General features: G+C 55.8%; 31 protein-coding genes. 30 read left to right on the forward strand and 1 reads right to left on the reverse strand.

Going from position 1 to position 24,497, the window contains the following annotated elements:
- The first annotated feature begins 1 nt into the window (after position 1).
- The 30 genes from B3759_RS07980 (at position 2) to B3759_RS08125 (ending at position 22,881) form a co-directional block, all read left to right on the forward strand.
- Positions 2-418, forward strand: coding sequence for a hypothetical protein (locus B3759_RS07980; protein WP_291365348.1), 417 nt, complete (start codon positions 2-4; stop codon positions 416-418).
- Positions 418-861, forward strand: a complete 444-nt coding sequence (locus tag B3759_RS07985; RefSeq protein ID WP_291365350.1) for a DUF4054 domain-containing protein — start codon at positions 418-420, stop codon at positions 859-861. The genes B3759_RS07980 and B3759_RS07985 overlap by 1 nt, the downstream gene beginning before the upstream one ends.
- Positions 753-1,388, forward strand: coding sequence for a hypothetical protein (locus tag B3759_RS07990; RefSeq protein ID WP_291365352.1), 636 nt, complete (start codon positions 753-755; stop codon positions 1,386-1,388). Before B3759_RS07985 ends, B3759_RS07990 begins: the two co-directional genes overlap by 109 nt.
- Entirely contained in the window at positions 1,381-1,761 is a 381-nt protein-coding gene (locus B3759_RS07995; protein ID WP_291365354.1) for a hypothetical protein, read from the forward strand. Before B3759_RS07990 ends, B3759_RS07995 begins: the two co-directional genes overlap by 8 nt.
- Positions 1,719-2,273, forward strand: coding sequence for a phage neck terminator protein (locus B3759_RS08000; RefSeq protein ID WP_291365356.1), 555 nt, complete (start codon positions 1,719-1,721; stop codon positions 2,271-2,273). Before B3759_RS07995 ends, B3759_RS08000 begins: the two co-directional genes overlap by 43 nt.
- A gap of 3 nt (positions 2,274-2,276) precedes the next feature.
- Entirely contained in the window at positions 2,277-3,434 is a 1,158-nt protein-coding gene (locus B3759_RS08005) for a DUF3383 family protein (protein ID WP_291365358.1), read from the forward strand.
- A 1-nt stretch (position 3,435) separates the two neighbouring features.
- Complete coding sequence (locus B3759_RS08010; RefSeq protein WP_291365360.1) at positions 3,436-3,873, forward strand: phage tail fiber protein; 438 nt, start codon at positions 3,436-3,438, stop codon at positions 3,871-3,873.
- A 1-nt stretch (position 3,874) separates the two neighbouring features.
- Entirely contained in the window at positions 3,875-4,372 is a 498-nt protein-coding gene (locus B3759_RS08015; RefSeq protein WP_291365362.1) for a hypothetical protein, read from the forward strand.
- Between the two features lie 103 nt (positions 4,373-4,475).
- Positions 4,476-6,434 carry a hypothetical protein gene (locus B3759_RS08020; protein WP_291365364.1) on the forward strand — a complete coding sequence of 653 codons (1,959 nt, stop codon included), beginning with the start codon at positions 4,476-4,478 and terminating at the stop codon, positions 6,432-6,434.
- The gene (locus tag B3759_RS08025) at positions 6,434-7,174 is read left to right on the forward strand and encodes a phage baseplate protein (protein WP_291365366.1); all 741 of its coding nucleotides are present in this window, start codon (positions 6,434-6,436) and stop codon (positions 7,172-7,174) included. The genes B3759_RS08020 and B3759_RS08025 overlap by 1 nt, the downstream gene beginning before the upstream one ends.
- Positions 7,171-7,479 (forward strand): hypothetical protein, encoded by a 309-nt coding sequence (locus tag B3759_RS08030; RefSeq protein ID WP_291365368.1) that lies wholly within the window; start codon positions 7,171-7,173, stop codon positions 7,477-7,479. Before B3759_RS08025 ends, B3759_RS08030 begins: the two co-directional genes overlap by 4 nt.
- Positions 7,472-8,419 carry a baseplate hub protein gene (locus B3759_RS08035; RefSeq protein WP_291365370.1) on the forward strand — a complete coding sequence of 316 codons (948 nt, stop codon included), beginning with the start codon at positions 7,472-7,474 and terminating at the stop codon, positions 8,417-8,419. Before B3759_RS08030 ends, B3759_RS08035 begins: the two co-directional genes overlap by 8 nt.
- On the forward strand, positions 8,409-9,029 hold the full coding sequence (locus tag B3759_RS08040; RefSeq protein WP_291365372.1) for a Gp138 family membrane-puncturing spike protein: 621 nt from the start codon (positions 8,409-8,411) through the stop codon (positions 9,027-9,029). The genes B3759_RS08035 and B3759_RS08040 overlap by 11 nt, the downstream gene beginning before the upstream one ends.
- A gap of 147 nt (positions 9,030-9,176) precedes the next feature.
- Positions 9,177-9,515, forward strand: coding sequence for a hypothetical protein (locus B3759_RS08045; protein ID WP_291365374.1), 339 nt, complete (start codon positions 9,177-9,179; stop codon positions 9,513-9,515).
- A gap of 92 nt (positions 9,516-9,607) precedes the next feature.
- Complete coding sequence (locus B3759_RS08050) at positions 9,608-9,961, forward strand: hypothetical protein (RefSeq protein WP_291365376.1); 354 nt, start codon at positions 9,608-9,610, stop codon at positions 9,959-9,961.
- Positions 9,948-11,159, forward strand: a complete 1,212-nt coding sequence (locus B3759_RS08055; RefSeq protein WP_291365378.1) for a baseplate J/gp47 family protein — start codon at positions 9,948-9,950, stop codon at positions 11,157-11,159. Before B3759_RS08050 ends, B3759_RS08055 begins: the two co-directional genes overlap by 14 nt.
- Positions 11,159-11,734, forward strand: a complete 576-nt coding sequence (locus B3759_RS08060) for a DUF2612 domain-containing protein (RefSeq protein ID WP_291365380.1) — start codon at positions 11,159-11,161, stop codon at positions 11,732-11,734. Before B3759_RS08055 ends, B3759_RS08060 begins: the two co-directional genes overlap by 1 nt.
- Positions 11,731-12,759 carry a hypothetical protein gene (locus B3759_RS08065; RefSeq protein WP_291365382.1) on the forward strand — a complete coding sequence of 343 codons (1,029 nt, stop codon included), beginning with the start codon at positions 11,731-11,733 and terminating at the stop codon, positions 12,757-12,759. The genes B3759_RS08060 and B3759_RS08065 overlap by 4 nt, the downstream gene beginning before the upstream one ends.
- Before the next feature lie 64 nt (positions 12,760-12,823).
- Positions 12,824-13,117 (forward strand): hypothetical protein, encoded by a 294-nt coding sequence (locus B3759_RS08070; RefSeq protein WP_291365384.1) that lies wholly within the window; start codon positions 12,824-12,826, stop codon positions 13,115-13,117.
- On the forward strand, positions 13,114-13,761 hold the full coding sequence (locus B3759_RS08075) for a glycoside hydrolase family 108 protein (protein ID WP_291365386.1): 648 nt from the start codon (positions 13,114-13,116) through the stop codon (positions 13,759-13,761). The genes B3759_RS08070 and B3759_RS08075 overlap by 4 nt, the downstream gene beginning before the upstream one ends.
- Complete coding sequence (locus tag B3759_RS08080; protein WP_291365389.1) at positions 13,748-14,296, forward strand: hypothetical protein; 549 nt, start codon at positions 13,748-13,750, stop codon at positions 14,294-14,296. Before B3759_RS08075 ends, B3759_RS08080 begins: the two co-directional genes overlap by 14 nt.
- Entirely contained in the window at positions 14,293-17,592 is a 3,300-nt protein-coding gene (locus tag B3759_RS08085; RefSeq protein WP_291365390.1) for a glycoside hydrolase family 30 beta sandwich domain-containing protein, read from the forward strand. Before B3759_RS08080 ends, B3759_RS08085 begins: the two co-directional genes overlap by 4 nt.
- Before the next feature lie 68 nt (positions 17,593-17,660).
- On the forward strand, positions 17,661-17,987 hold the full coding sequence (locus B3759_RS08090) for a hypothetical protein (RefSeq protein ID WP_291365392.1): 327 nt from the start codon (positions 17,661-17,663) through the stop codon (positions 17,985-17,987).
- Between the two features lie 140 nt (positions 17,988-18,127).
- Positions 18,128-19,180, forward strand: a complete 1,053-nt coding sequence (locus B3759_RS08095) for an acyltransferase family protein (protein WP_291365394.1) — start codon at positions 18,128-18,130, stop codon at positions 19,178-19,180.
- 108 nt (positions 19,181-19,288) lie between these two features.
- Positions 19,289-19,831, forward strand: coding sequence for a hypothetical protein (locus B3759_RS08100; protein ID WP_291365396.1), 543 nt, complete (start codon positions 19,289-19,291; stop codon positions 19,829-19,831).
- A 91-nt stretch (positions 19,832-19,922) separates the two neighbouring features.
- Positions 19,923-20,123 (forward strand): hypothetical protein, encoded by a 201-nt coding sequence (locus B3759_RS08105; RefSeq protein ID WP_291365398.1) that lies wholly within the window; start codon positions 19,923-19,925, stop codon positions 20,121-20,123.
- On the forward strand, positions 20,120-20,254 hold the full coding sequence (locus tag B3759_RS08110; RefSeq protein WP_291365400.1) for a hypothetical protein: 135 nt from the start codon (positions 20,120-20,122) through the stop codon (positions 20,252-20,254). The genes B3759_RS08105 and B3759_RS08110 overlap by 4 nt, the downstream gene beginning before the upstream one ends.
- Positions 20,255-20,491: 237 nt before the next feature.
- Positions 20,492-21,271 carry a hypothetical protein gene (locus tag B3759_RS08115; RefSeq protein WP_291365401.1) on the forward strand — a complete coding sequence of 260 codons (780 nt, stop codon included), beginning with the start codon at positions 20,492-20,494 and terminating at the stop codon, positions 21,269-21,271.
- Positions 21,272-22,084, forward strand: a complete 813-nt coding sequence (locus B3759_RS08120; RefSeq protein WP_291365403.1) for a hypothetical protein — start codon at positions 21,272-21,274, stop codon at positions 22,082-22,084. It abuts the gene before it with no gap.
- A gap of 413 nt (positions 22,085-22,497) precedes the next feature.
- Positions 22,498-22,881 (forward strand): hypothetical protein, encoded by a 384-nt coding sequence (locus tag B3759_RS08125; protein WP_291365405.1) that lies wholly within the window; start codon positions 22,498-22,500, stop codon positions 22,879-22,881.
- 344 nt (positions 22,882-23,225) lie between these two features.
- Here B3759_RS08125 and B3759_RS08130 read toward each other — a convergent pair whose 3' ends face one another.
- Positions 23,226-24,200 carry a glucokinase gene (locus B3759_RS08130; protein ID WP_291365407.1) on the reverse strand — a complete coding sequence of 325 codons (975 nt, stop codon included), beginning with the start codon at positions 24,198-24,200 and terminating at the stop codon, positions 23,226-23,228.
- Between the last annotated feature and the right edge of the window lie 297 nt (positions 24,201-24,497).

Raw genomic sequence — 24,497 nt, forward strand, 5'->3', positions numbered from 1 at the left:
CATGGCCGACACAGTAACCGTCTGCTGCCGCCTCCCGCATGGCCTGCGTCTGCGCCTCACCCCGGAAGGTGATGTTCAGCGCCGCGCCGAACTGAGCAAGGCAGGAACCCCTGACCGCAGCCCCACTGGCTACGTCAAGGAGGTCGTTGTGCAGGGCGCGAACCGTGCGCCGAACTACCACCCGAAAGATAACGTGATGCTCGGTCGCGTTGGCCGAACGGTGGTGGACAAGTCATTCTGGGATGCGTGGATCGCTGCTCACAAGGATAGCGATCTGGTCAAGAATAACTGCGTGTTTGCAGAACTGACCGACGCAAAGGCTGATGCCAAGGCTGCCGAGTTCTCCAAGGTTAAGACAGGCTTTGAGCCGGTCGATCCTGAAGAACTGAAGCGAAAAGGTCTTGAGGCAGCGGCCTGATGAGTGACGCGATCACGCAATGTCCGGGCGTGGCTACGTTCGATTACGATGTGTGGTCGCTACGCTACCCGGCACTCAAATGCTACATTGGCGAGGATTTGGCCCAGTCTTATTTCGATGAGGCTGGTCTGTATCTGAACAATACGCCATTGAGCATTGTTCGGGACGTTGGAAAACGTGCGGTTCTGCTGGGTATGCTGACCGCACATCTGGCGCTTCTGAACCTACCGACCTCTCAAGGCGGTCTCGGTGGCTCTGTTGGCCGCGTGTCTTCGGCGTCCCGTGGCAGCGTGTCGATCTCCACGGATTTCGGCCCGCAGACCGCGGACGCCGCATGGTTCAACCAGACACAGCCCGGCGCGGCGTTCTGGGTGGCAACGCGCTATCTCAGGCAGATGGCGTTCGTCCCGGGACGATCAACAAGGCCGCGCATATGGCCCTGAAGTCGAACGGCGGCCCCGGCTGGCAAGCTGCTATCGAGAGATTGCAGCAGAAGGTCAGGTCAGGCGCACACGCGGCGGCAGGCTTTCAGGATGGCGAGACCTACCCTGATGGAACGCCGGTTGCTCAAGTTGCAGCATGGGATGAGTTCGGAACAAAGACCGCGCCGCCTCGCTCATTCATGAGAAAGACCATCACGGATCATAAAGCGGAGTGGCCGAAGCTACTTGCGGCTGCTTTGAAAGCGACGAACTACGACGTGGACAAGGCTCTTGGGATGGTAGGCGAGAAAATGGCCGCCCAGATACGAGAGGAAATCGCGTCGATAGATGGCCCGGCAAACGCGCCATTGACCAACCTCCTGAAAGACCGTTTCCCGATGGGAGGTTATTCGATTGATGATCTCCGCAAGGCTGCTAACGACATTCGAAAAGGCGTTACAGCACCAGCAGGAAAGCCACTGGTCTGGTCGGGGCAGATGCTCCGATCTGTCACGTCACAGGTAAAAGAGGGCGCGACGGATGATTGATGTCTTCGGACTAGCTGGCTCTCTCTGCTCGAACGTCAACCCTCGCACGCAGGCGTTGATCCGCATCAGCACGGGTAGCACCGATAACGCGGATGGAACGCCAAACGTCCAGTATGAAACAACGATCATCGAAATTGAGGTTCAGGCCCTCACATCCGAGGACTTGAAACAGGTCGAGAATATCAGCCAGCAGGCCGACATGCGGGCCGTCTACTTGTTCGGGGCGGCGAAGGCACTCAACCGCCCCCTTCAAATCGGCGGCGATATCCTGACATTTTACGGCTCTGACTGGCTGATTACGCAATCTCTGGAAGACTGGGGCAATAACGAATGGTCCAAGGTAGTGGCAACACGCCAGCTTCCTACGCCGTAACGCCAACTGAAAAGGACATTTACACAGCCGTTCGATCATGGCTCCTTTCGGTCCTCCCTTCTGGTTTCAGGGTTATTCAGGGGCAGCAGAACCGAGCAGCCCCACCTCCTGACCCGTTCGCCGTCATGACGCTCATCGGACGCGAGAGGATTGCCACAAACGGCTGGTCATACACAGATACCGCCCGCAACGTCACTGAGCAGACGCAGCTCACAATGCAGGTCAGTCTGTTCGGATGCGCTTCGAGCAACCAGATGGAAACCATCACGATGCTCTGGCGCGATTTTCAGGCGGTGGACTGGTTTCGCTCGCAGTCGATACCGATTGCACCACTCAACACCTCTTCGACCCGGAAGCTCGGTTTTCTCAATGGCGAGAAACAATACGAAGACTGCTGGTCTGCTGATCTGCTCATGCAGGTCAATTTCACAGCGTCTGTCCGGCAGCAATTCGCCGACACGCTTTCTGCAACATTGATCGAGGTGGATACGACCTATCCACCAACGGAGTAACCTATGGGTAGCATCCCTATTTCGCAGGTGGTGAGCGTCGTCCCCGGCGTCCTCGCAGCCGCGTCCGGTCTGGACAATCTCTCTGCCCTGTTCGCAACCGCTCCGACGACCAGCCTGACGGCAGGAAGCGTGCAGTCATTCACATCTGCCGCTGATGTCGGCACGGCGTTCGGTGACACGTCAAACGTGTATCGCATGGCTGAGGTCTATTTCTCTGGCTATGAAACAGCCGTCATGACGCCCGGCACGCTCTACATTGGCGCGGTCGATGTGTCAGAGGCAATCGGCACGCAGCTTGATACGCTCCGAAACGCAAACGGCGGCTGGAACGGCCTGGTATTTGACACAGTTCTGGCGCTCACAAACGCGCAGGCCGTCGCCACATGGGTAGGCACACAGAATCAGCAGATTTATTGCGCTCTGGCGGACAACACAACCGAGGCCGCGACGACAGGCAACACGACCGCTCTGGGACCGTGGCTCGCCACCCAGAACATCAGCGGCGTGACGGCCATCTATGACACGGACGTTCTGTCCTGTGCTCTGGCGATGGCGTGGATGGCCTCCCTGTCATTCGATACGACGGACGGACGGCAGACGCTGGCGTTCATTGAGGATGCGTCCGGCCTTGTCGAGGCGGCTGTTACGGATGGCTCAACAGCATCAACGCTGATCACCAATGGTTATTCGTTCTACGGCCAGTATGCGAACGGTGCGAGCCAGTTCGTATTCATGCGCCCCGGACAGGTTTCCGGAAAGTTCCTGTGGGCAGACAGCTACGTCAATCAGATATGGCTCAACAGCAATCTGACGACTGATCTCATCAATCTCCTGCTGACGACGGGAAATATCCCCTACAACACGCAGGGCGATACGTTGGTTGAAGCCTCGCTCAAGGACACAATCACGCAAGCCCTTTCGTTCGGCATGATCCAGACCGGCGTCAATCTGACCACGCTCCAGAAGCAGCAAATCAACAATGCAGCGGGCGTCACCACGGCGGCGGATAGCGTCGTCAATAATGGCTACTACCTGAAACCGAACATCAGCACTGCCGCCGCTTCTTATCGTGTCAAACGCACAACGCCGCCCGCGCAGCTTTGGTATTCCGATGGCCAGTCTGTGCAGAGCATAACCCTCAACAGCGTGGAGGTACAGTAACATGTCTGATCTCGATATCACCTCTGCCAATTCGATCTTCGTCATCACTGTCACGTCGCTATTGCAGGCTCCTGTCACGCTCCAGAATTACGCGGCAGACCGGGCATGGGACGCTCCAGAATTGGAGATGGCCGAAACGCAAATGTCGATCGACGGGTATCTGAATGCAGGCTGGGTGCCGAACCCGGTTGACCAGACAGTTTCATTCTCGGCGGCCAGTGTCAGTGTTCCTGTGTTCGAGACGATCATGGCGGCGCAGCAGACGTCACGCTCGCTCTATCGTCTCGGTGGTGAAATCACACTGACCAGCACAGGCCGGAAATACACGATGGTCAACGGCATCCTGCGAGCGGCCAGCGTTCTGCCAGCAGCAGCGCGTGTTCTTGAGGCTCGGGCCTTCTCGATCCGCTGGCAGTCCGTAACTCCGGCAGGTATCTGATATGGCCCTCAAGAGCGTAACCGTCACCGTCCCGCACGATGGCGACGACAAAGGCAAGCAGTTCGTCATTACCCGCATGTCGGCCATTGAGGCTGACAGATGGGGGCGTCACTGTCTCCAAGCGGCGGCGGCGTCTGGTGGCGACATTCCGGGCATCGTTGAGGGTGGCGGCATGGCGTCCGTGGCGGCGGCTGGCATCGGCATCTTCGCGGGCATGAATCCGGACAGAATGGACGAACTTCTTGACCGGCTGATGCAGCAGATTGAAATGCTGCCCGATCCGTCGAACCCGAACACCCGACTGAACTGGACGCTGGCGCAGACCCAGATCGAAGAAATCCCGACCGTGGCTTGGCTCCAGACAGAGGCGTTCAAGCTGCATGTGGATTTTTTCAAGGGCGCAGGCCGGTTGTTCTCCCTGCTGTCCATGATGCTGGCGGTGGAAAACAACGGCCCTGCGCCGCAGTCCGAAACGTCGATGAGCGACACGCAATCGTAATTATGGAGGGTGTCGCCACCCTTCATGAACTTCAGACGATTTATGACAGCGAGGACTTCGAGGACTTGCTTGAAATCGCCATTGTCAAAAGGTTCAATAGATAATGGCAACCGTCATTGATGCCCTCGTTGTCACGCTCGGTCTCGACCCCCGCGACCTGAAGAAAGGCCAGCGGGAAGCGGAAACCTCCCTCAAGAAGGTCGAAAAATCCTCGGCGGACGTAGGCAAGAGCCTGTCTCACGCTGGCGAAACTGGCGCGCAGGCCATTCGGTCCCTGTCACGCGAGGCTCTTTCTTTCTTCGCGGTCCTGACAGCAGGCAAGAGCCTGAAGGCGTTCGTGCAGGACAACACACGCACAAACGTGGCGCTTGGCAATCTGTCCAGAAATCTTGGCGTTTCAGCCCAAAACCTCGGGGCGTGGCAGAACGTCGCCAAGTCTTTCGGCGGCACGGCCGACGACGTGTCTGGATCCATGCAGTCTCTGGTTTCGCAGTTTCAGACGATCGACGGGCGGCGAAATCTCGGCATCACGTTCGGGCAGATGGGCGTCGGTCTACAGAATGCGAACGGCCAACTTCGAAGCATGAACGAGATGCTTCCTGACCTCGCACGGGCTGCCCAGCGTATGGGGCCGCAGTTGTTTTCTGCGCTCGGTCAGCAGGCTGGGTTCTCACAGGGCTTCATCAACATGCTGGAGCAAGGTCCGCAGAAAATACAAGCGCTCTACTCCGCATTGCAGGACTATGCGCCAAAGAAGGCGGATACTGAGGAGTCGGGAGAGTTGCTCGCTGATTGGGTTAAGCTCACCGCGCAGTCAGAGGCGTTCGGTCGCACGATCATGACTAGCCTGACGCCTGAACTGCATGACATGATGCAGTGGGTTTCAGCTCTCATTGACAAAAATCAAGGGTGGATCAGACAGGATATCCCAACCTATGCCAAGCAGATAGGCGATGGGATTAAGGGCATTGACTGGCGAGCGGTCGGCACAGACGTCAAAATGTTCGCTGATTACCTGCGCTCTATCGACTGGCAGAGGGTCGGGCAGGATGTGGAGCAGTTCGCGTCTGCTGCTGATGGTGTGGCTCAGGCTCTTGGTGGTTGGCAGCGGGTTACTGAAAGCCTTTTTGCTCTCTGGGCTGGATCAAAATTCATAAGAATTGCCGCAACACTAGCGACCATGGCCCGTGGTGCTGGCGCGATTGGCGCCGTTGCGGCTGCTATAGGAGCGCCGGAAATTGCGGTTGCGGCTGCCGGTGCTGTCGGCGGCTATGAGGCGTATAAGCATGGCGGTCGCGTCCGACGCTGGTTTGACGACAATGCCACCGGCGCTTCGTGGATAGACAACAAGCTTTCCAGCTATGGCCTCGGCCACTCCTATCGCCAGCAGGCCATGGCGGACGCCGGAACACCATACAAGGCGGGCGGCCTTCTGTCCCAGACCGGCGCGACACAGGCGCAGTATGACATCTACACCCGCACAGTCGCAGGCATCGAGCATGCTCGATACGATCAGATGGGCGGCTATCACAACGCCTACGCTGGCCGATACCAGATGAGCGCATCAGCCATAGCGGACGCGGCGAAATATCTGGGCGAGACGACGCCATCCAGAGCGTCATTCCTCTCAAATCCCGACATGCAGGAACGGTATTTCGAGGCGTACAGCTCTCTGAACGCGCAATATCTGACGACGCACAACAGCGCGTATCGTGGCGCATCGGCAGCACAGAAGCTGGCGGCCCTCGCCTACGCCCACAATCAGGGTATGGGCGGCGCATCCAGTTGGCTGAAAACCGGGGTTGTTGGGCATGACGGCAACGGCACGGCTGGCACCCGGTATTCCGATGGTGTGCTGGCTAATCTGAACGCTTCCAGAGATGCAACGCGGGTTGTGAGCGCGTCCACGTCTACGCAGCCCGTCAGCAACAGTTCGAGCGTGAACGCGAACGTCACGATCAACGCGCTGGGCGGCGACCCGCACGCGATCAAACAGGCTGTGCAGACTGCGTTCAACGATCCTCGCTTCCTCGCTCGTCAATCAAACCGAGGGCTACAGTAATGGCTATGACCACCGTATTGCAGCCGGTCACAGCAAATGTGATCTCAGGCTCTGGCGTGCCAAAACTGTGGTCCACTGTCATTTCCAGCGGTGAAGCCGTGGCGTCTGTTGAACTGGATACGCTGCTTCAATCGTATCTGGTCAATAAGCAGGATCAGGTATGGGGCCTGTTCGATAGCAGCAATAACCCCGTGCTGACGGCTGGCCGCGTGCGGGCCATCGACATACGGAGCCAGTATCGCAAGACGGACGCCCCGCAGGAAAATGGCGCATTCATGTCGTACAATAAGATCCGCCTTCCTTCGCAGATCATGATCGAAATGCTCTGTGATGGGTCGGCTATGAGCTACGGCAATATCAGCGCGATAAGCGGTCTTCTGTCTGCTTTTGGTGCCACGGGCGCAACTTCAGATCTGGCGATCAGAAAGCAGTTCATGACCAATCTGGACGCGCTCGTTGCTGACCTGAATCTCTATCACGTCACAACGCCGGAAATCTCATACGCGAACATGAACGTCGTCGGCTATGCGATCCGTCGTTCTGTTGAGCGCGGTGTTACCCTTCTGTTCGCTGAAATCATGGTGGAAGAGGTGCGTGTGACCCACAAGCACAGCACCACAAACACGGCAGGGAAAACAGGTCAGCCGTCTGGTGCGTCGTCAGTGAATACAGGCAACGTGCAGACGCAGACGAACAGTTCCGCCACGACAGCAGCCCTTGCAACAGGGAGCGTGAATTGACCGACCCTGTCACCATTCCGCTCAATGCCACCCCGCGCCAGAGCGTCACGGTCCCACTGTCCGGGTCGTCTGTGGAGTTGGAAATATACCAGCTATCCACCGGACTATTCATGGATGTGTATCTGTCCGGGACGCTCACGATTGCTGGTGTGTTGTGTCAGGACAGAACGTGGATCATCCGCAAATCCTGCTACGGTTTCCCCGGCGATCTCTCGTTTGTGGACACGCAAGGATCGTCAGACCCTGACTATACCGGTCTCACTGACCGATATGTTCTGATTTATCAGGAGGGTCAGAATGTCTGACACCAGCTTCACACAGAAGAAGATCGAGGTTTCTTTCACGATCTTCGACAGTAACGGAAACCAGAAGACCCGGACATTCAATGGTCTTCGCGTTTCCTGCCAGATCGTGAATGCAGGCGTCGAAGCCGGGTCCATGTGCGCTCTCAGGATCGAGGGCATGAGCCTGTCAGTGATGAACGCGCTGTCTGTCGTGCAGGCTGGCATCATCGCGCAGAGCAACAACACTGTTACCGTCCGGGCCTCTGATGGTGGCCAGTGGCAAGAGGTATTTTATGGAGGCGTGACAGAGGGGTTCGTTGATTTTGGGGGCGCACCGAATGTGGCCTTCATGGTGACAGCCATGTCGATGTCAATTCTATCGGCTACGAAGATTTCGACCACGCAGTTCAATGGTGCGGTATCTGTTGCCGATATCCTTCAGGCCATTGCGACAAAGGCCGGACTGACATTCGAGAACAACGGCGTCACGGCTGTAACGTCAGGCCCGGTCTATTATGAGGGAACCGCCGCCGATCAGTTGAGTCGGGTCCGGGACGCCTTTCGTATCGTGTATTTCGTCTCGATGAACACGCTGAGGGTCTGGCCGTATGAGTATCTGGCCGATGAGCAATATCAGGTCGAGGTATCCGCAGACACTGGAATGATGGGCTATCCGGCGTATTCTCAGGGCGGAACAGCCGTTCGGACGCTCTTCAACAGTCAGATCAGTTTTCACACGACAATCAAACTGAACAGCCAATACTCACCAGCGGGCTGGCTGGCGGCAAACGGGCAGATATCGGGCGTGTCTGGCGGCGCAACGCACCTACCATCTAACGGCCTCTGGGTGGTCGTGAATGTGCAGCACGATCTCCAGTCAGAAACACCGGACGGACAGTGGACAACGTATTTCGAGGCAGCGCGCCCCGATATGGCAGGGCAGGTGTATTTTGGCAGATAGGCTATTCGGCACTCTCAGCCAGACCGACAGTGGCAGCGGTTTCACGGCGATAAACGCACAGATCAACCGCATCATGAGCCTGATGGGGTCGAATATGCCCGTGAAGGTGCTGTCCGTTTCTGCTACCGGGCTGGAGCCGGTCGGTTTTGTCGATGTGCAGATTCTCGTGCATCAGGTGGACGGTCGAGGCAACCCGACAGAGCGAGGCATCCTGCACAACGTCCCGTATATCCGCATCCAAGGCGGAACGCGGGCCATAATCTGCGATCCGGCTGCTGGTGACATTGGCTTCATCATGATTGCGGGGCGGGACATTTCCAACGTCAAAGCTAACCGCGCCGCCGCCGTTCCGGGGTCTTTCCGGGTCAATGACTGGGCCGACGCGGTTTATATCGGCGGCCTGCTGAACGCTGCTCCAGAGGAATATATAGGCTGGATCGACGGCAATATTCACGTCAAGACGGCGGGGCAGTTCATTGTGGATGCCGCCAGTATGCAGGTGAATTGCGGGATCACGGCGACGGGAGATGTGAAAGCGGGCAATATCTCCCTTGAAAGCCACACGCATACCGAGAACGGCAAAGGCAGCCAGACGAGCGCACCGGAGTAGGCCGCAACAACAGAACCAGACTGATGGGAGACCAAGAGCGTCAACCGGCAGGCTCCGAGTATCCAGAAATAACGAAACCCCCCGCGGGCTGGCACCTGGGATAAAAACGTCAACCCACAAGCCCGAAATGATGCTATCACCGGCCTGATGCCGCCAAAAAAGCCAACAATCGAGCGATTGCGCCAGTTATCTAACCCCGCGAAAGCTGGAGACGAGGACCGGGCGCAACCGCTCACCATTGATGAGATTGATGCGGCTATCTGGATTCTGCTGGACATGCGCCGCCGCAATCCGGACGTGACATTCAAGAACGCGATGGCGCTCCTGCGAATGGTCAAACGGCTTGTCTGGGATGTTGAGGGATTATCGCATCAGAGTGAGAAGGTGATCTATCCGCACCGTTTCAAGGTGGACGCGATCCGCAGGCTATTCGGCGATAGCTTCGATCACTACATGCGCGACGTTGAGGAAGACAGGAAGATGTAGTCCTTGCATTATTGCATAAAACCCGGCATATTCGTTTAACTTCGCCAAAATTCCGACAGCCGCCCTCTGGGTGGCTTTTTTTATGGCCGATCATGAACACATTGCTGCTGGACCGAACGACGTGGGATTTACTTCTCGACGCGAGCGGTAACATTGCTGTCGCGTCCGGCGCTTATGCCATCGGGCAGGATATTTCGTCTGCCGTGCGTGTGTTCAGTGGCGAGGCTTATTACGACACAACGCGCGGTCTGCCTTACAAAGCGCAGATACTCGGTCGCACAAACTCAACCGCCGTATTCCAAGCGCAGGCAGAGGCGGCGGCCCTGACAGTGCCGGACTGCGCGTCGGCTCAATGTCTTGTCGCTGGCCTGACAAAAGCACGGAAACTGACTGGCGCAATCCTCTTCACAACTGACGACGGCGAGACTTCCAGTGTCAACATCTAATGGCACAACATCAGTTCCGACCGCGACGTTCACAGACGCTGGCTTTGTTGCGCCCGCCGAAAGCGACATTCTGACTGGCGCTCTGGCAGATCTCAACTCTGCCATGGGCGGCAACCTGAACACGGATATTTCAACACCGCAGGGGCAGATTGCCACGTCTTTTACGGCTGCTCTTGGTGACGCCTACGCGCAAATTCTCGCCGTTCTGAATGGCGTTGACCCGTCGCGCGCCTCTGGTCGGTTGCAGGACGCGATCGGAAACATTTACTTTCTGAGCCGAAAAGGGGCGACCTCAACAGTCGTCACGGTCGTCTGCGCGGGCGTTCCGTCGGTGGTGATCCCAGAAGGAACGCTGATACAGGACAGCGCGGGCTATCGTTATTCTGCCGATGGCGCGATCACGATTGACGAGACCGGCAAGGGCACCGGGACATTCACCTGTACGACCAGCGGGGCTATTGCCTGCGCTGCGAACAGTGTCAGCACCTATCAGACGATCTCCGGCCTCACATCCGTCAGCAATCCGAGTGCGGGCGTTGAGGGATCGGACGAGGAAGGCCGGGTTGCATTCGAGAAGCGGCGGTCCGCATCCGTCGCCATGAACAGTGTCAACGTGCTGGATGCCATTGCGTCAAATGTCGGTGAGGTGGATGGTGTCACATCTGTTTACGCTGTGGACAATCCCACATCGGCAGCGGCAACTGTTGGTGGCGTTTCCATCGACGCTTACGGACTGTTCGTCTGTGTAAACGGCGGCACTGACGAGGATGTGGCTCTGGCTATCCTTGAGAAAAAACCGCCTGGCTGCCCGTATGTCGGGACAACGAGTGTCACGGTTACGGACCCAAACCGCAAATACACAACGCCACCCTCTTATGTTGTGAAGTTCACCCGCGCCACTGCGACGGCCACGTATTTCAACGTCACGATCCGCTCAGGGGTGGATGTGCCGTCCACAGCGACGGCGAGTATTCAGGCCGCTGTCCTCGCTGCATTCGATGACGACGACAACGCCACTATTGGTGGGATTCTCTATTCGAGCGCTTATTACACGGCGGTCGCGGCTGTCGGTTCATGGGTCACGATTATTGAGATCACCATCGGGACGGCGGCATCACCCACGGGCTTTGTTGCGGATTTCGACATTGACCAGATCCCGACGCTGGACGCATCGGACATCACAGTCACGGTTTCATAATGCAGAACATCGAGCAGACCGTCCTTTCGCAATACGCGAATAGTCCTGCGCTCTGCACGATCATTGATGCGTGGAATCAGGCCATTGATCCGTCAACCCTGATTGATTCCTGGTATGACAATATCTGGAACCCGAACACAGCCATTGGTTACGGGTTGGATGTGTGGGGCCGCATTGTCGGGGTCAGTCGCGTTCTGAAAGTGGCCCCTACCGGATTCATCGGCTTCAAGGAGGCCGATGACAGTTCCGGATCCGCGCTGCCGTTCAACGAGGGGATTTTTTACTCAGGGCAGCCGACAACCTCAAATTACGCACTGACCGACGATGCTTTCCGGTTACTGATACAGGCGAAGGCTCTCGCAAACATATCAGATTGCTCTGTCACTTCCATAAACTCGATCCTGATGATGCTGTTCTCAAGCAGTGGGAATATCTGGGTCAAAGACGGCGGCGATATGACGATGACCATCTGCTATGATTTCACTTTAACCCAAGTTCAGGCTGCCATTATCCAGAACTCGGGCGTCCTTCCGCGCATTGCTGGTTGCGCGATCTCATACGAGAAAGTATCATGAAAAACGCAGACTCCCCCACGCTGTTTGGAACCGCGTTCGGCTCCAGTGCGGCAACGGCCGACATAACATCGCCACTTCCCGCGACAACCTCGACCAGCGGCCGCGCCTCATTGTCCGTCGGTTTTCCGCCTGAGAATTTTACACCAACGACAGCGGGGGGCGTTCCCCCATATGGGGCAGACTGGAATGGCATCCTGAACATGCTGTCTTTGGCAGTTCAGGCATTGCAGGCTCGCGGAATCTCGGAATGGGACAGTACGTTTTCGACGGATATTTCAGGGTATCCGCAATATGCTGTGGTGCAGTATTCTGGTGGATATTACGTCTCCACAGCGGACGCGAACACGACGACGCCTGGCGCGGACGGCGCAACTTGGCAGAGCCTGTTTTCTGGCTACGCGCTCCAGTCGTGGGTCACTAGCAACTACGTCAACGGCTCTGCGGCGTCTGGGAACTTCAGCGTCCAGAACGTCCAGATCGCCAATTATGCGTCTGGTCTCGGCGGAGTTGGCACGTATCTTCAGGTAACACCTAATGGCGCCGATGCTGTTGCGTTCCCGTCTGTCGGATACGGCAACAATACGTGGCAGGCCAAAGGGAATTATGTCGCATCCAACGCGAATACAAGCGGGGCGACTGTCGATCTTCAGATAACCGGGGCTTATTACAGTAATTCGGTCAGCGCGCCCTACCTGTTCGGATACAACTCTGACGGGACAACAGCAAACTACATCCTCGCTACACAGGATTGGACGAACGGTCAGTTTGCAACGCTCGAAAGCCTGTCATCCACAAATCAGACGCTAAACACAAATACAAACAATCTAAATAACGCAATATCTAATACAAATAATCAGGTAGCTGCACTAAACACTCTGAAGATTTCCACATCCACCAATAAAAGTGGGGAAGGGAATACTATGGTTTCCGCAATCTACTTCAGCACGTCTGCGGGAAAATTAACCATTGTTTATTACGACAGCACAGGCGCTCAGGTAACAAAATTTCTGACTGTCACATCGTAATATCGCCCACTTTTCTCACTTCCTGACCCGCCCCGAGCGGGTTTTTTCATTTCTGGAACACTGAATGTCTGAGACACAAGCACCAACACTCAATGTCGAGATCGGTATTCTCAGACATCGCGTGGACCAACTCGAAGACGGCCAGCAATCGCTATCGAACCAAGTTTCCGTCCTGTCAGCTGAAAATAAAGCCCGCGCCGAACAGCTTGAGAAACAACTCGCTACCGGCTTCACGCAGTTCAACGACAAACTGGACCGGATTGGCAGCTTACGGACCTACGTGACGCTCGGAATCTCCGTGGGTGTTGGTGTGGCGTGTGGCGTCGTGGCGCACCATTTCGGGTTTGCTGTGCTGTGACCGCCCCGAATTTTGCCCCATGCCTCGATTTCACGCTCCACTGGGAGGGTGGATTTCAGAACAACCCCAATGACGCCGGGAACTATCTTTACGGCACGATCGGCGGTGGTCCGCTGATTGGCACGAACATGGGGATCACGCCACGCACGCTGATGTCGTGGCTCGACCGCCCCTTACTCGCATCGGACATGCGCGACCTTGGCCGCGAAACGGCTGCGGCGATCTATCGCACCCGATTCTGGAACACGGTTTACGGAGACAGCCTGAGCGCGGGCGTCGATCTGATGGGGTTCGATCATGCGGTCATGGCTGGTCCTGATTATTCTCTCGCAGAGATTGGCACGGCTCAGGCAGCGAGCGTGGATGCTCAGACAAAATGGCTGGACCGGGAGAGAATGAAGCTCATCCAGCTACGTCTGACCGTTCCGGCGGATGGGATATTCGGACCCGTGACACGCGCTGCTCTGTCTCAGCGTGCGGTGGCTCAGAACGCCCTGCACATCCTCTATCTCGGCCAGTTGCAGGAGCAGTATTACCGCCGCCTCAGCGGATTCACGACGTTCGGCATCGGCTGGCTAAACCGGCTCAGAGCCCGGCAGACGTTAGCCCTCAATCTGATGGATGAAGCCTATGTCTCTGCCTGACACTCTCATTCCGTCAGCAGCCCGGACCTACGTTGTCCCGGCGGACGCATCGCCCGACGTATGCGGTGGTGTCTCCACGTGGGACGCACTGCGGATACGCGGGATCATCCCGATGTTCAGCGGTTCGTCCTGCCAGTGCAAGGCGCGGTTCCCAGCGAAATCCAGCGCGGACATTCTCGACTATGCGGTCGATTTCTCGGCATGGCTGGCTGACACGGGCGACACGATTGAGACGGTATCAGTCACATTCCCCGATACGACCGGCCTGACATACGACCTCACCGATCTGTGGGCTGATGTTTACCAGGGCGAGACCGTCGTCATCATGCTGGCGTCAGGTCGCCCCGGTACGAAACAGCGTGTCGTGGTCACGGTCGAAACCACCGAGGGCCGCACGAAGGCTGTTCCGATCGAGATCAAAATCACACGGGCGACGCCTGCGACTGACCCGCCGAACAACCTCATCCCGACCAATGCACTCGCCCTGAACGGCATCTATCTCACCGACGATACCGGAGCTTATCTGATCCCATGACCGACGTATCTCTCAGCAATCTCCCGGCAGTTTCTCTCGAAAGCGCGGACGCAATCGTCGGAACCAGTGGCGGAAGCTTCGCGCGGGTCGCTGTCGACTCAATTACGTCGGCGGTTTCTGCTGCTGAGACAGCCGCGACCTCTGCTGAGCAGGCCGCGCAGACCATCACGTCTGGCGGATACACGACCGGGGACGACGTCTCCACAGCCATTGAAAAGGCTACCTCTGACCTAGTTGTGGCTGGTTCGAGCGGCACGAACATTGGTGACAACCCGGTCACGTTCGGGGGTGAGCAGGTCTCTCTCAACACCGCCCTCCAGCAGGCGGCAGGGAGTGGTGGTAGCGGCGGATCTTCGTTCACACTGGAGCCGGCGACAGCCACCACGCTTGGCGGGGTTATGGTCCCGTCTGAGGGAAATAACCTCGCTGTGGATGAGGAGGGAAACCTCAAAACCACAGGCCTCGTTGTCGCGGGTAATGCGTCCAGCAGCACAGACATTGCTGGTCAGAAAATTACGGTTGGTGGGGTCGTGACCACGGCGGCTGCCGCTATTGAGGCCGCTTCTAAAACAGGTGGCAGCGGAACGAACACAATAGTCACCACCCTCAGCCGTGGCGACAATTTCCTGCCTCGTGGCATCAGCACGGACATGGCCGTCACATCGCCTATGGCCCCGATGACCCTGACTGGAACCGGGTCTCTTGTTGATGTGCCGGGATACCAGATCGTTGTCGACCCGATGACGCTGTATCAAGAGTTTATCGGAACCGGCGGCGCGCTGACGGCAAGCTCGGCCTATGTCCTGATGAATTACCTGACCGAAGCCGAGCTTGATGCTCTGCTGGAAGAGGTTTTTGTCACGAACGGCCAGAACTGCCTGCGTGTCTGTTTCGGCAGTTCTGATTACACCTACCAGACGTACCAGACATACGATGACGTTTCGACAGATGGTAGCTGGTCGAATTTCTCGATCGCCATGGACGAACAGTGCGTCATCCCGATCCTGCAGAAAATCCTCCAGAAAAATCCGGGGATCTGGTTTTTGGGTGCTGCGTGGTCGCCGCCTGCCTATCTGAAGACCAATAAATCGCTTATCGGCGGAAACTTCGTCAGCAACGCTGCGAACAACACGGCCTACGCAAACTACCACGTCCTCATTCTGCAGGAGTACGCCAAGCGCGGAATTCATTTTTCTCAGGTCACGGGCCAGAACGAACCGCAGAGTATCAGCGCGGTTTACCCTTCCTGTGGTTGGACGGCAGACGCTCTGGCATCGTTCTACGTGGTCCTACGGTCTGCGCTCGACAATGCAGGGTTTGCGGATGTTGGAATTCTTGCAGGCGACTGTAATTGGGGTGATGTGGCAACATATACTGCCTCCCTCACGGCGGGTTCGCAGGCACTCGCATCTGTCGATGGCGTGGCGCTCCATGGTTACAACGGCAATGTGGTTACGGCCCAGCCGACTATGCGTCTGCTGGGGAAAGACTGGTACCATACCGAGTGGATCACATTCACCGGTGCGAATAACGTCACCTGGCTCAATACCATCGCAGCCGATCTCTGCATTGCCTCTGTGCGCGCAGGAGCGAAGGCCTTGGTTCTCTGGAACATTTTCCTGGATCAGAATGGCGCTCCTGTCGAAGGGAAAATACTAGGGACGTGGCAGTGTCGTCCTCTGGTCACCGTCCAGAATGATAAATCCGGCACTCTCACACGTAATCTTGAGTATTACCTGTTCTCGCATCTGATGAAGTACGTGCAGCGCGGCGCGCGGATCATGCGTTCCAATTCGTTCGCAGTCGGAACCCCTTCCGGCACTGAAAATTGGCAGCATGACAATGTTTCTGCGACTGATGTGGAGAATGTAGGGTTTCTCAACCCGGATGGCTCACGTATCTTGTTTGTTCTCAACCCGCTGACGACTATCCGGGCAGTGACAATCACTGATAGTCAGACTGGCACATCGTTTGTCGCCACGCTGGCACCGCAGAGTGCATTTACGTTCGTCTGGGGTGCAGGCGACATTGTCGACACTGCGGTCGAATTCACAGCGCCAGGTGCGCCTACCCTGGCAGCTCCGGGACAGGATTCATCCGGGCGTGTGACGGTTGGCATTACGCCTCCTGCGACAATCGGTAGCACGGCTATCAGCGTCTACAGGATCTACGATGCTGAGAATGATTCTGCGCCTCTCTATGTAATTCCCGGCACGGCAACGTCGTTCACGGATACATTGCTCACGACGGGCTCTGTGCGCTCGTACTATGCCACGGCAGTTGGAGGGGGCGGAGAAAGCGCCCATTCCAACACTGTGACCGGAACCCCGCCGAAAAACTCCGATAGCTATACGCTCAAGGCCGCTGCTACCGGGTCTGTGGGTGCGGCTATTCCGATCACGCTGGCAGCAAACAATGCTGGTCCGGCTGCTGATGTAGTCGTCACATTGTCTGACGGTGGCGCTGGTGGCACGTTCTCCCCGGCAACTGCGACACTCAAGGCAGATTCCACGGTCCCGGTTCAAGTGACATATACTGGCGCGTCGGCGGCAGAGGTTACAATCTCTTCAACGAACAACGGCAGCCTGACAGATCCATCAGCGATTGAGATCACATTGAACGAAATCACGCCGTATCTGGCTGCTACTGCAACAGGTGCTGGCGCAGCGACTACCGGGACGGCAAAGGCTCTTGCCGGAAGCGTGGTGGAATGTTTTGTTGACTGCGAACTGGATTCCTATGTCAATGCATCAACATTAAGCCTTCTGGTCGGAAACTATCCGACATCGGGCGCTACCACACTTACCAGTCAGTTCAACCTACTGATCGGAACTGGCGGAGAGGTTATCGTTCAGTATTACGATAACAACAAAGCTTACTGCTACTCGATTGCGACACTACCCGCATCGTTGAGCGGGCGCGTTACGTTCCACTCGGTGGCAAATATCTCGTTGACGGATAGCTATACTGACAAGTTGGGCAACGTGATCCCAGCATCGGGTATCGTCATTCATGTCTCGCAGGATGGCGGCAAAACCTACACGACCTGCGCGCCGGTTAATGGCAGTGCGAGTAAATACGGTTCTATCAACCCCGCGGGCACTCCTAATCAGATGGCCGTGGGCCACCTCGCCGAGAATGCAGGCAAGATCTACTCCGCCACGGTCTATGACGGAACAGGCACGGCGATCTGGAGCCCGGACTTCACCAAGGAGACGGCAGGCGCGACGACGTTCACCGATGCTGAAAGCAATCCGTGGGCCGTTGATACAGGTGCTTCCATCACGAGCGGATAAAAAGAGGGCTACGGCCCTCTTTTCTTTCATGCCAACGGCGAAATCCATTATCGAAACTGGAGCCAGCAATGGACCCGACACAACAAGCCCTGACGTGGCTCTACTCAGCACTTCCTGAGCCGTATGCGGGCGACCTCGTGGCGCTCGTCTCGTTCGCTATTGCGTCCTGCGCCCTGACGCTCAGGTTCTGGCGACCGCCTCATCCCGGCAGCCATTGGGTAGTCGTCTACACGATCATTTCCGCGATCGGGCAGGCTCGGGGCTGGAACGTAGCAGCATATCAACCGGGGAAGAAGGCGGTCATGGTTCCAGCAGATACGCCGCGGGCCGAGGTCGCTGCGAAACTCGGCCTGCATCCCGATGAGACTAGGCCGGGGAAAGTGCCGAAAGCCTAACGCAATAATTAGAAAATTCTCGTGCGCGATATTCAATGCTGCGATACAGAAATTTCGAGGAGGAAATAGACGCAGGAACCGATCTTTAATGGGCGGTATCTCCGTGCTAATGCTCATTTAAGATTATTGCAGAGGCAATCATGGCGAAGTTACACAAAAATTCTTTCGGTTTTTTGCGTTTATTTTTTGCTTTCCTTGTGATTGTTTCACATACACCAGAACTAAAGGATGGGAATAGATCAAGAGAAATACTAACATCAATATTTGGAAGCTTATCATTTGGAGAAGTTGCTGTAGATGGATTTTTTATAATAAGTGGATATTTTATAGTAACCAGCTTTATTAGATCATCTTCTATTTCATCATATTTTATAAAGAGGATATTTAGGATATATCCAGGTTATATTGCCTCATTTATATTTTGCCTTCTTATCGTTGGTCCTCTCGCTGGGACGCCAATAGCCGAACTTCCCAGGCATGTAGTTCGACAGATTATCAATATACCTATGCTTCGTGCGCCGATATTGCCGCACGTCTTTGACGGACAACCATATCCATCATTGAATGGAGCGATGTGGTCACTAAGTTATGAATTTTCATGTTATGTGATTGTTGTTTTACTAGGGCTATCTGGTATATTCAAAAGGTCTTCTGCCGTTTTTTTACTGATAATTTTCCTAATATCTTTTTATATTTTGTCTCAAAGCCATTATGCGCAATTGAACACATTCTTCAGATTGTGCATGGTTTTTATGTGTGGCGCTGCATGGGCTGTGGCACCAAAGCTTAGAGCGTGGTCATGGACACTGTTTTTTATATCGTCAACAATATCTATTTTGTTTCTATTTCTAGGGAAATATGCTGAAATAGGGCTTTCTATATTTGGATCGTATTCCATTTTGTCATTTGGCTTTCTTGTAAATAAAGGAATTTTAACAAAAATAAATAACAAAACAGATATTTCATATGGTGTATATTTATACGCTTGGCCGATAGAAAAATTAATATTTCTCTATTTCCCCACTATCTCTTTAATAAGCGCTGGAACTATTGATTTTTTAATGTCTGCACTATGCGCTATTGCCAGTTGGCATATCGTCGAGCGGCCAATGCAGAAATGGTCACATAAGTTATCAGAGCAATTATCTAGCCGACCTTTGTTTAAGTCTCCAGCATCTCCTAAGTTGCCATAACAGGCATTTAGTTATCACGTCGCTGCCTGCCGGATAGCCACCGGCAGATCCCGATAAAGTCCCCACACAGCCCGCCATCGTGCGGGCTTTTTTTATGGAACAATGCCAATGCTCTCTCGTCGCAATCTCCTGCGCTCGTCTGCCCTCGGTTTGGCCGGAGCAGCCCTTGCTGCCTGCACCGTGTCCACATCAAGCGGCGTCACCACGATCACCCTCGACGTGACCAAGATCAAGAACTACGGGCAGGCAGGTCTCAACGCCGCCGCCGCTGTCATTGCATTCTCGGCGCAGTTCCCGGCCATTTCCGCCTACGTCCCGGCGATTGAGGCGGCAGAGGTCGCGCTATCCGGCGCACTCAACGCGTTCTCGTCCGCTGCCGGGTCCACGCTGACAATCACCTACAACGACACCGATTGGAAAACCCGCGTCGATAGCGTGCTGACGGATCTGTCCACGGTTGCGAGCGCGATTGAAGCCGCGATCTCTGGTGCCGGGTCTGCTCTGTCTGCGTCCGTTCTGGCCGATGCCAAGACCGCGGACTCCGCGCTCAACACGATCATCTCAGTGTTCAAGGGGCTTCTCGGCGTGTCTGCCGTCCGGTCCAGCACGGGCATGACCGAGGCTCAGGCTCTGGCCGCTCTCGGCGTGTGATCGTCTCCACCATCCTCGCATTCCTCGTCGGTCTCTGGACCGGCGGGGTCTGCGTGACGCTCGTTTTTGCTCTCTACCCGTGGACCCGCTGATGCCGACCATGTTCGATCCTGAATCCATCTACTCCGTCGCTATTGAGAAATGTGAGCGTGAAATTCGCGCCGATGAAACAGAGATCGGACGACTGCGCCGAGATCGTGACTGGTGGCGCGATTATGCTGCTGCATTGCAGCGACGACTGCGAGAGGCAGAACGCAGGCCATCGGTTTTTGTGGTGGAGGACGACCGATGACCCGTCGCCTTGGTAAACTTGCTCCGCGTCACGATCCGCGCACGTTCCGCATGTCCGTTCCGCTGGCCCGCGCTCTGCCGGGGGTAAAGATCATTCGTTCTTCAGGGTCTCAAAAACCAATCTCCGGATAGCCTCTGGCCTTGTGATGTAGGGCGCTCCATTTTTCGAAATCCACGCATCGATTAACGCCAATTCGTCATCCGCAACGCGAACCATAATTGGCGTAGTTGGTCTCTTTGGTCGCCCTTTACCTGATTTCTTGGTATCATTTATTGTGTTCATAGTGATTTCCTGATATCAAGAAAGCGAGCCGGAAGGAAGCGCCAACTTCCACCCGGCCCTAACCAAAACCATAGGATCAAACCCCGATGGATCAGGCTAAATGTGCCGATAGCACAAACTCGTCTATTCAAGAAAATTACAACAATCCCGAAACCGCGAGCGTGTTTGATATTCCTATCGTTTCAGCATCCGCTGAGGCGCGGTTTTTGCGATTTGTCGATATAGATGGACCCATGCACCCAGAAGGCGTGGTGTTTGGGCAGTGCCATGTTTGGATGGGTTGCAAATTAAGGACTGGATACGGTCGATTTAGGATAGCAAAAGCTAAGTCAACAAATTGTGGCCTCGCTTTAGCGCATCGAGTAGCGCGGGCCTTGGCGGGATACCCATTGTTTCGTTGCGAGACGGCGCGCCACTCTTGCAACAACCCGTCGTGCGTAAACCCAGAGCATATTCTTGCTGGGAGCAGGTCGGACAACATAACTGACCGCGAATTGTGGGACCGCAATGTAGTTAAACGCGGCCAATATCATCATAAAGCGGTGTTAGAACAAGAGGATGTTGTCGCAATAAAAAATGACTATAGATCTAGCCGACAAATAGCCATCTCCTACAACGTATCATTAACAACAATAACACGAATAAAAAACGGTGAGGGATGGAAGAATATTCGCGGGTCTCATGTTGTAAGGCCAAGCCATTCTGAAACGCATTATGCTGCAAGGTTAACAAACACCCAAGTTGTGGAAATACGAAACTCCAGTGAAAAAGCCTCGTCGTTAGCTAAAAAATTCCACGTGGATGTATCCACTATCTATGCGGCGAGGTCGGGAAAAACTTACAAACATGTATTACAGGAGAATTAATTGACGAGTATTCCTAAAACAAGATTTCTTGGGAAGAACCCGGCCAAGATTGATCGGCGCACATTCAAAATGTCGATCCCCCTCTCAAGATTTCTCCCGACCATCCCTGCCTCTGTCAACTGGGCCCCTAATGTAGATTGGCCGATGTGGAGAAATGGAGACGATATTGGCCCGGATGGAATGCCCCGTCGTGGGTTCGGCTGCTGCACGCAGGTTTCCGTCGCGTCGGCAATCCGGACGTGGACCGGTGCGGCTCAGGCTCCGATCCTGCTGACTGACGACCAGGTGCTGGCGAATTACTCTGCCGTCACGTCGCCGCCGTTCGATCCGGACCAGCCTGCCACCGATCGGGGCGCTGTCGAGCTGGACGTGCTGAATCACTGGAGCCGCTTCGGGCTGGCAATGCCGGGATCGCAGCCGGGCCGGTCATACCTCACGGCTTATGGCACCATTGATCCGCGCAACCGGCAGTCTGTCCAGCGTGCGATTGCGTTCCTCGGCGGCTCGTATATCGGCCTCTCCCTGCCGCAATGGTGCTGCGATACGGACGACGACTGGAACTACGACCCACAGCGGGACAACTCAATCGCGGGCGGTCATGCTGTCTGGCTGCATGGGTATGACGCCGACTGGCTCTATCTCAACACATGGGGTGGACCGCGTCGTATGTCGTGGGGATTTCTGCGGCAGTTCTGTGATGAAGCTTACGGGCTGGTGTCTCGTCAGCATTTCTCGGACATTCACGGGGTCAGCCCGAAAGGTGAGGCGTTGGATGATCTCGTGACAGAGATGCGGGCGGCGAGCGATGCTTGATCCGGTCTCCCTCCTTGTCGGCGCGGCAGGCGGGATAGCCTCGGTTATCCTGCTGACGTGGGGAATGCTCCGGGCGAAGCGGCGGAGTGATCCGTTTGGGTGAACTATTTCCAAAAGCGACATAGTTCGAACTTGTAAGCCGGGCTTACAGGTTGAGCGGTCAAGGATTGCTTGACAGGTGAGGGTGTAAAGCGACGCTTTACAGGTGAGGAGCTTCCACCCTCTGCGGCAGCTCCGTCACGGCTTGTCTCTGTCGGTAGCGACCCGAACCGTTTGCTGTGGACCGGGTTCGATACCGGCTAGATGCGGCAGTTGGGTCATCCCCGCATCGTCTTTGTTGCTGACCGCGCGTCCTTCCGTGCTGCCGCAGCCAACGCAGAATCTCACATTCCGACGCCAGAGGACAGAGAAAAATGCGCCTAGCCGCCACCCTTTCGCTTGTCGTTTTATCCGCCTGCACCACAATCCCAACCCGCGCGCGCCACGACATGCTCGGCCTGTCCCGCGCTGATCTCGTCGCCTGCGCTGGCGTGCCTGACATGGACGAGGAACGCGACGGGCAGGAGGTTCTGACGTATCGGCAAGACGCTCAGGTGCAGGGGCCGCTCGATCTCAAGGGGCCGCTGTCTCTGGAATTGTCGATCGGTGGCCATGGCACATGCCGGGCAACCGCGTCGCTTCGTGAGGGGCGCGTCGTGCGGGTGACGTATTCCGGGCCGAGCGCGACGCTGGAGGGCAGGGATGGGGCGTGTGCCGGGGTGGTGCGGGGGTGTTTGAGGGGCGATTCGCAGCGGTGAGAATCGCGTTGGAAGTTTTACAATTTTGGAAAGATTGCCCGACTTGCAAACGCTCCGTTTATGAGTTTTACACACCTAAGTCTATGAAAAGAAATAACGTCCTGTTCCCGCCCGGACCTCCAGGTGCTTTTAATTCCCCAAAAAATAATATGTTTTATAAAATGGCCGCACACGTTTGGGGCTATTCGCTTTCTGGTCTCAGCCATCAGCGACAAGCCATCTCAAGCAGATTCTCGCAAAGTACGAAGAACGTTATTCCATAAACAGGACGGCCAGTGTTTCCTGTCGTAAGCACGGCTATGCAGGCCAGACTCTCTATGTGCCTAGCCTGTCAGGGGCGGCAGTTACTCCCGCGCCATCTGGCAGGCGAGGGCGGACGCTGCTCCAAACAGACCCGGCTCCGGGTAATGGATCATCCTGACGGGAATTTTACGCATCAGCGTTTCAAAGCGACCTTTTTCGATAAAACGATGAAAGAAGTCCGAGCGAGGCAGGACGCTCATCAGGCGTTTCCCCAACCCTCCGGCGATGACAACGCCCGTAGCGCCATGTGCAAGAGCCATGTCGCCAGCAAATGATCCCAGTAGTCGGCAGAAACGGACCATTCCCTGCATGGCAACCTGATCATGACCTTCGAGAGCCAGTGTCCAGAGCTGTTTATCATCCAGATTACGATTCACTTCGCCCATATCGTCGGCCACAAGCCCGCAGATGTGAATGATCGCCGGGCCTGAAATCACGCGCTCGGCCGAAACACGGCCATAGATGGCGCGCAGACGATCAAGCAGGCGGTCTTCAAAATCGTCGCAGGGGCTGAAACCGATGTGGCCGCCCTCGGCACCGCGTACGAGGGTTTCTGTTCCATTTCGGATGATGCTGGCCGTGCCGAGTCCCGTCCCCGGTCCAATTGTGAGGATGGTTCCATTCTCGGGAAGCGGATGGTCTGGTCCACACAGGTAGGGTTGATGGCCATGGTCAAGGTGGGCTACCGCGTGAGCGACGGCTTCAAAATCGTTCAGCAAAAGTGGATTGTCGACGGCCAGATGTCCGCCCAACTCTGCTCGCACGATGACCCAGGGATTGTTCGCCATCGTCAGGATCTCGGTCTGGACAGGCGCTGCAACCGCCAGAGCCGCCCGGCGGGGAAGAGGACGTCCCAGATTCTGGCGGAAATGATTCCATGCGCTCTCCAGCGTGTCATGGTCCGCCACATTCAGAATCATCGGTGTATCAAGTGAGCAGACGCGTCCCTGACGCACTGTCGCAATGCTGAAACGTGCATGGGTTCCGCCGATATCGGCGACGACGATCTCTTCCATGATCAGCAGGCTTCCTTTTTGTTCATCAGGGACAAAACGCGCTGTACCTCAGGATGGATAAGATGTTTCGAAAAGGGTGGTTTTCAGAATGCCTGTTATGAGGCGGGTCTGAAGTAAGAAGACTAGCGTGGTTTCTGGTCTGCCGTGACGCGGGACATGATCGCACTCCTGATAACGCTTGGGGTGAGGCGATCGATCATACGTAATATCCGAAAGGGCCACGGAAAGATGGTCTCGCCCGTATTGCGGGCAAGAGCGGCAATGATGTGGCGGGATGCGGCTTCCGGCGTGACGAGA

This window comes from Acetobacter sp. UBA5411 (genome assembly GCF_002409645.1).
GTDB lineage: Bacteria > Pseudomonadota > Alphaproteobacteria > Acetobacterales > Acetobacteraceae > Acetobacter.

What these genes read in the sequence shown, in the direction of transcription:
- B3759_RS08065 (WP_291365382.1), top strand. Translation starts at nt 11,731, where the DNA reads ATGAAAAACGCAGACTCCCCCACGCTGTTTGGAACCGCGTTCGGCTCC.
- B3759_RS08080 (WP_291365389.1), top strand. Translation starts at nt 13,748, where the DNA reads ATGTCTCTGCCTGACACTCTCATTCCGTCAGCAGCCCGGACCTACGTT.
- B3759_RS08095 (WP_291365394.1), top strand. Translation starts at nt 18,128, where the DNA reads ATGGCGAAGTTACACAAAAATTCTTTCGGTTTTTTGCGTTTATTTTTT.
- B3759_RS08035 (WP_291365370.1), top strand. Translation starts at nt 7,472, where the DNA reads ATGTCTGACACCAGCTTCACACAGAAGAAGATCGAGGTTTCTTTCACG.
- B3759_RS08020 (WP_291365364.1), top strand. Translation starts at nt 4,476, where the DNA reads ATGGCAACCGTCATTGATGCCCTCGTTGTCACGCTCGGTCTCGACCCC.
- B3759_RS07995 (WP_291365354.1), top strand. Translation starts at nt 1,381, where the DNA reads ATGATTGATGTCTTCGGACTAGCTGGCTCTCTCTGCTCGAACGTCAAC.
- B3759_RS08130 (WP_291365407.1), bottom strand. Translation starts at nt 24,200, where the DNA reads ATGGAAGAGATCGTCGTCGCCGATATCGGCGGAACCCATGCACGTTTC.
- B3759_RS07985 (WP_291365350.1), top strand. Translation starts at nt 418, where the DNA reads ATGAGTGACGCGATCACGCAATGTCCGGGCGTGGCTACGTTCGATTAC.
- B3759_RS08060 (WP_291365380.1), top strand. Translation starts at nt 11,159, where the DNA reads ATGCAGAACATCGAGCAGACCGTCCTTTCGCAATACGCGAATAGTCCT.
- B3759_RS08025 (WP_291365366.1), top strand. Translation starts at nt 6,434, where the DNA reads ATGGCTATGACCACCGTATTGCAGCCGGTCACAGCAAATGTGATCTCA.
- B3759_RS07990 (WP_291365352.1), top strand. Translation starts at nt 753, where the DNA reads ATGGTTCAACCAGACACAGCCCGGCGCGGCGTTCTGGGTGGCAACGCG.
- B3759_RS08000 (WP_291365356.1), top strand. Translation starts at nt 1,719, where the DNA reads ATGGTCCAAGGTAGTGGCAACACGCCAGCTTCCTACGCCGTAACGCCA.
- B3759_RS08090 (WP_291365392.1), top strand. Translation starts at nt 17,661, where the DNA reads ATGGACCCGACACAACAAGCCCTGACGTGGCTCTACTCAGCACTTCCT.
- B3759_RS08125 (WP_291365405.1), top strand. Translation starts at nt 22,498, where the DNA reads ATGCGCCTAGCCGCCACCCTTTCGCTTGTCGTTTTATCCGCCTGCACC.
- B3759_RS08110 (WP_291365400.1), top strand. Translation starts at nt 20,120, where the DNA reads ATGACCCGTCGCCTTGGTAAACTTGCTCCGCGTCACGATCCGCGCACG.
- B3759_RS08005 (WP_291365358.1), top strand. Translation starts at nt 2,277, where the DNA reads ATGGGTAGCATCCCTATTTCGCAGGTGGTGAGCGTCGTCCCCGGCGTC.
- B3759_RS08100 (WP_291365396.1), top strand. Translation starts at nt 19,289, where the DNA reads ATGCTCTCTCGTCGCAATCTCCTGCGCTCGTCTGCCCTCGGTTTGGCC.
- B3759_RS07980 (WP_291365348.1), top strand. Translation starts at nt 2, where the DNA reads ATGGCCGACACAGTAACCGTCTGCTGCCGCCTCCCGCATGGCCTGCGT.
- B3759_RS08085 (WP_291365390.1), top strand. Translation starts at nt 14,293, where the DNA reads ATGACCGACGTATCTCTCAGCAATCTCCCGGCAGTTTCTCTCGAAAGC.
- B3759_RS08010 (WP_291365360.1), top strand. Translation starts at nt 3,436, where the DNA reads ATGTCTGATCTCGATATCACCTCTGCCAATTCGATCTTCGTCATCACT.
- B3759_RS08105 (WP_291365398.1), top strand. Translation starts at nt 19,923, where the DNA reads ATGCCGACCATGTTCGATCCTGAATCCATCTACTCCGTCGCTATTGAG.
- B3759_RS08070 (WP_291365384.1), top strand. Translation starts at nt 12,824, where the DNA reads ATGTCTGAGACACAAGCACCAACACTCAATGTCGAGATCGGTATTCTC.
- B3759_RS08015 (WP_291365362.1), top strand. Translation starts at nt 3,875, where the DNA reads ATGGCCCTCAAGAGCGTAACCGTCACCGTCCCGCACGATGGCGACGAC.
- B3759_RS08115 (WP_291365401.1), top strand. Translation starts at nt 20,492, where the DNA reads ATGGATCAGGCTAAATGTGCCGATAGCACAAACTCGTCTATTCAAGAA.
- B3759_RS08045 (WP_291365374.1), top strand. Translation starts at nt 9,177, where the DNA reads ATGCCGCCAAAAAAGCCAACAATCGAGCGATTGCGCCAGTTATCTAAC.
- B3759_RS08050 (WP_291365376.1), top strand. Translation starts at nt 9,608, where the DNA reads ATGAACACATTGCTGCTGGACCGAACGACGTGGGATTTACTTCTCGAC.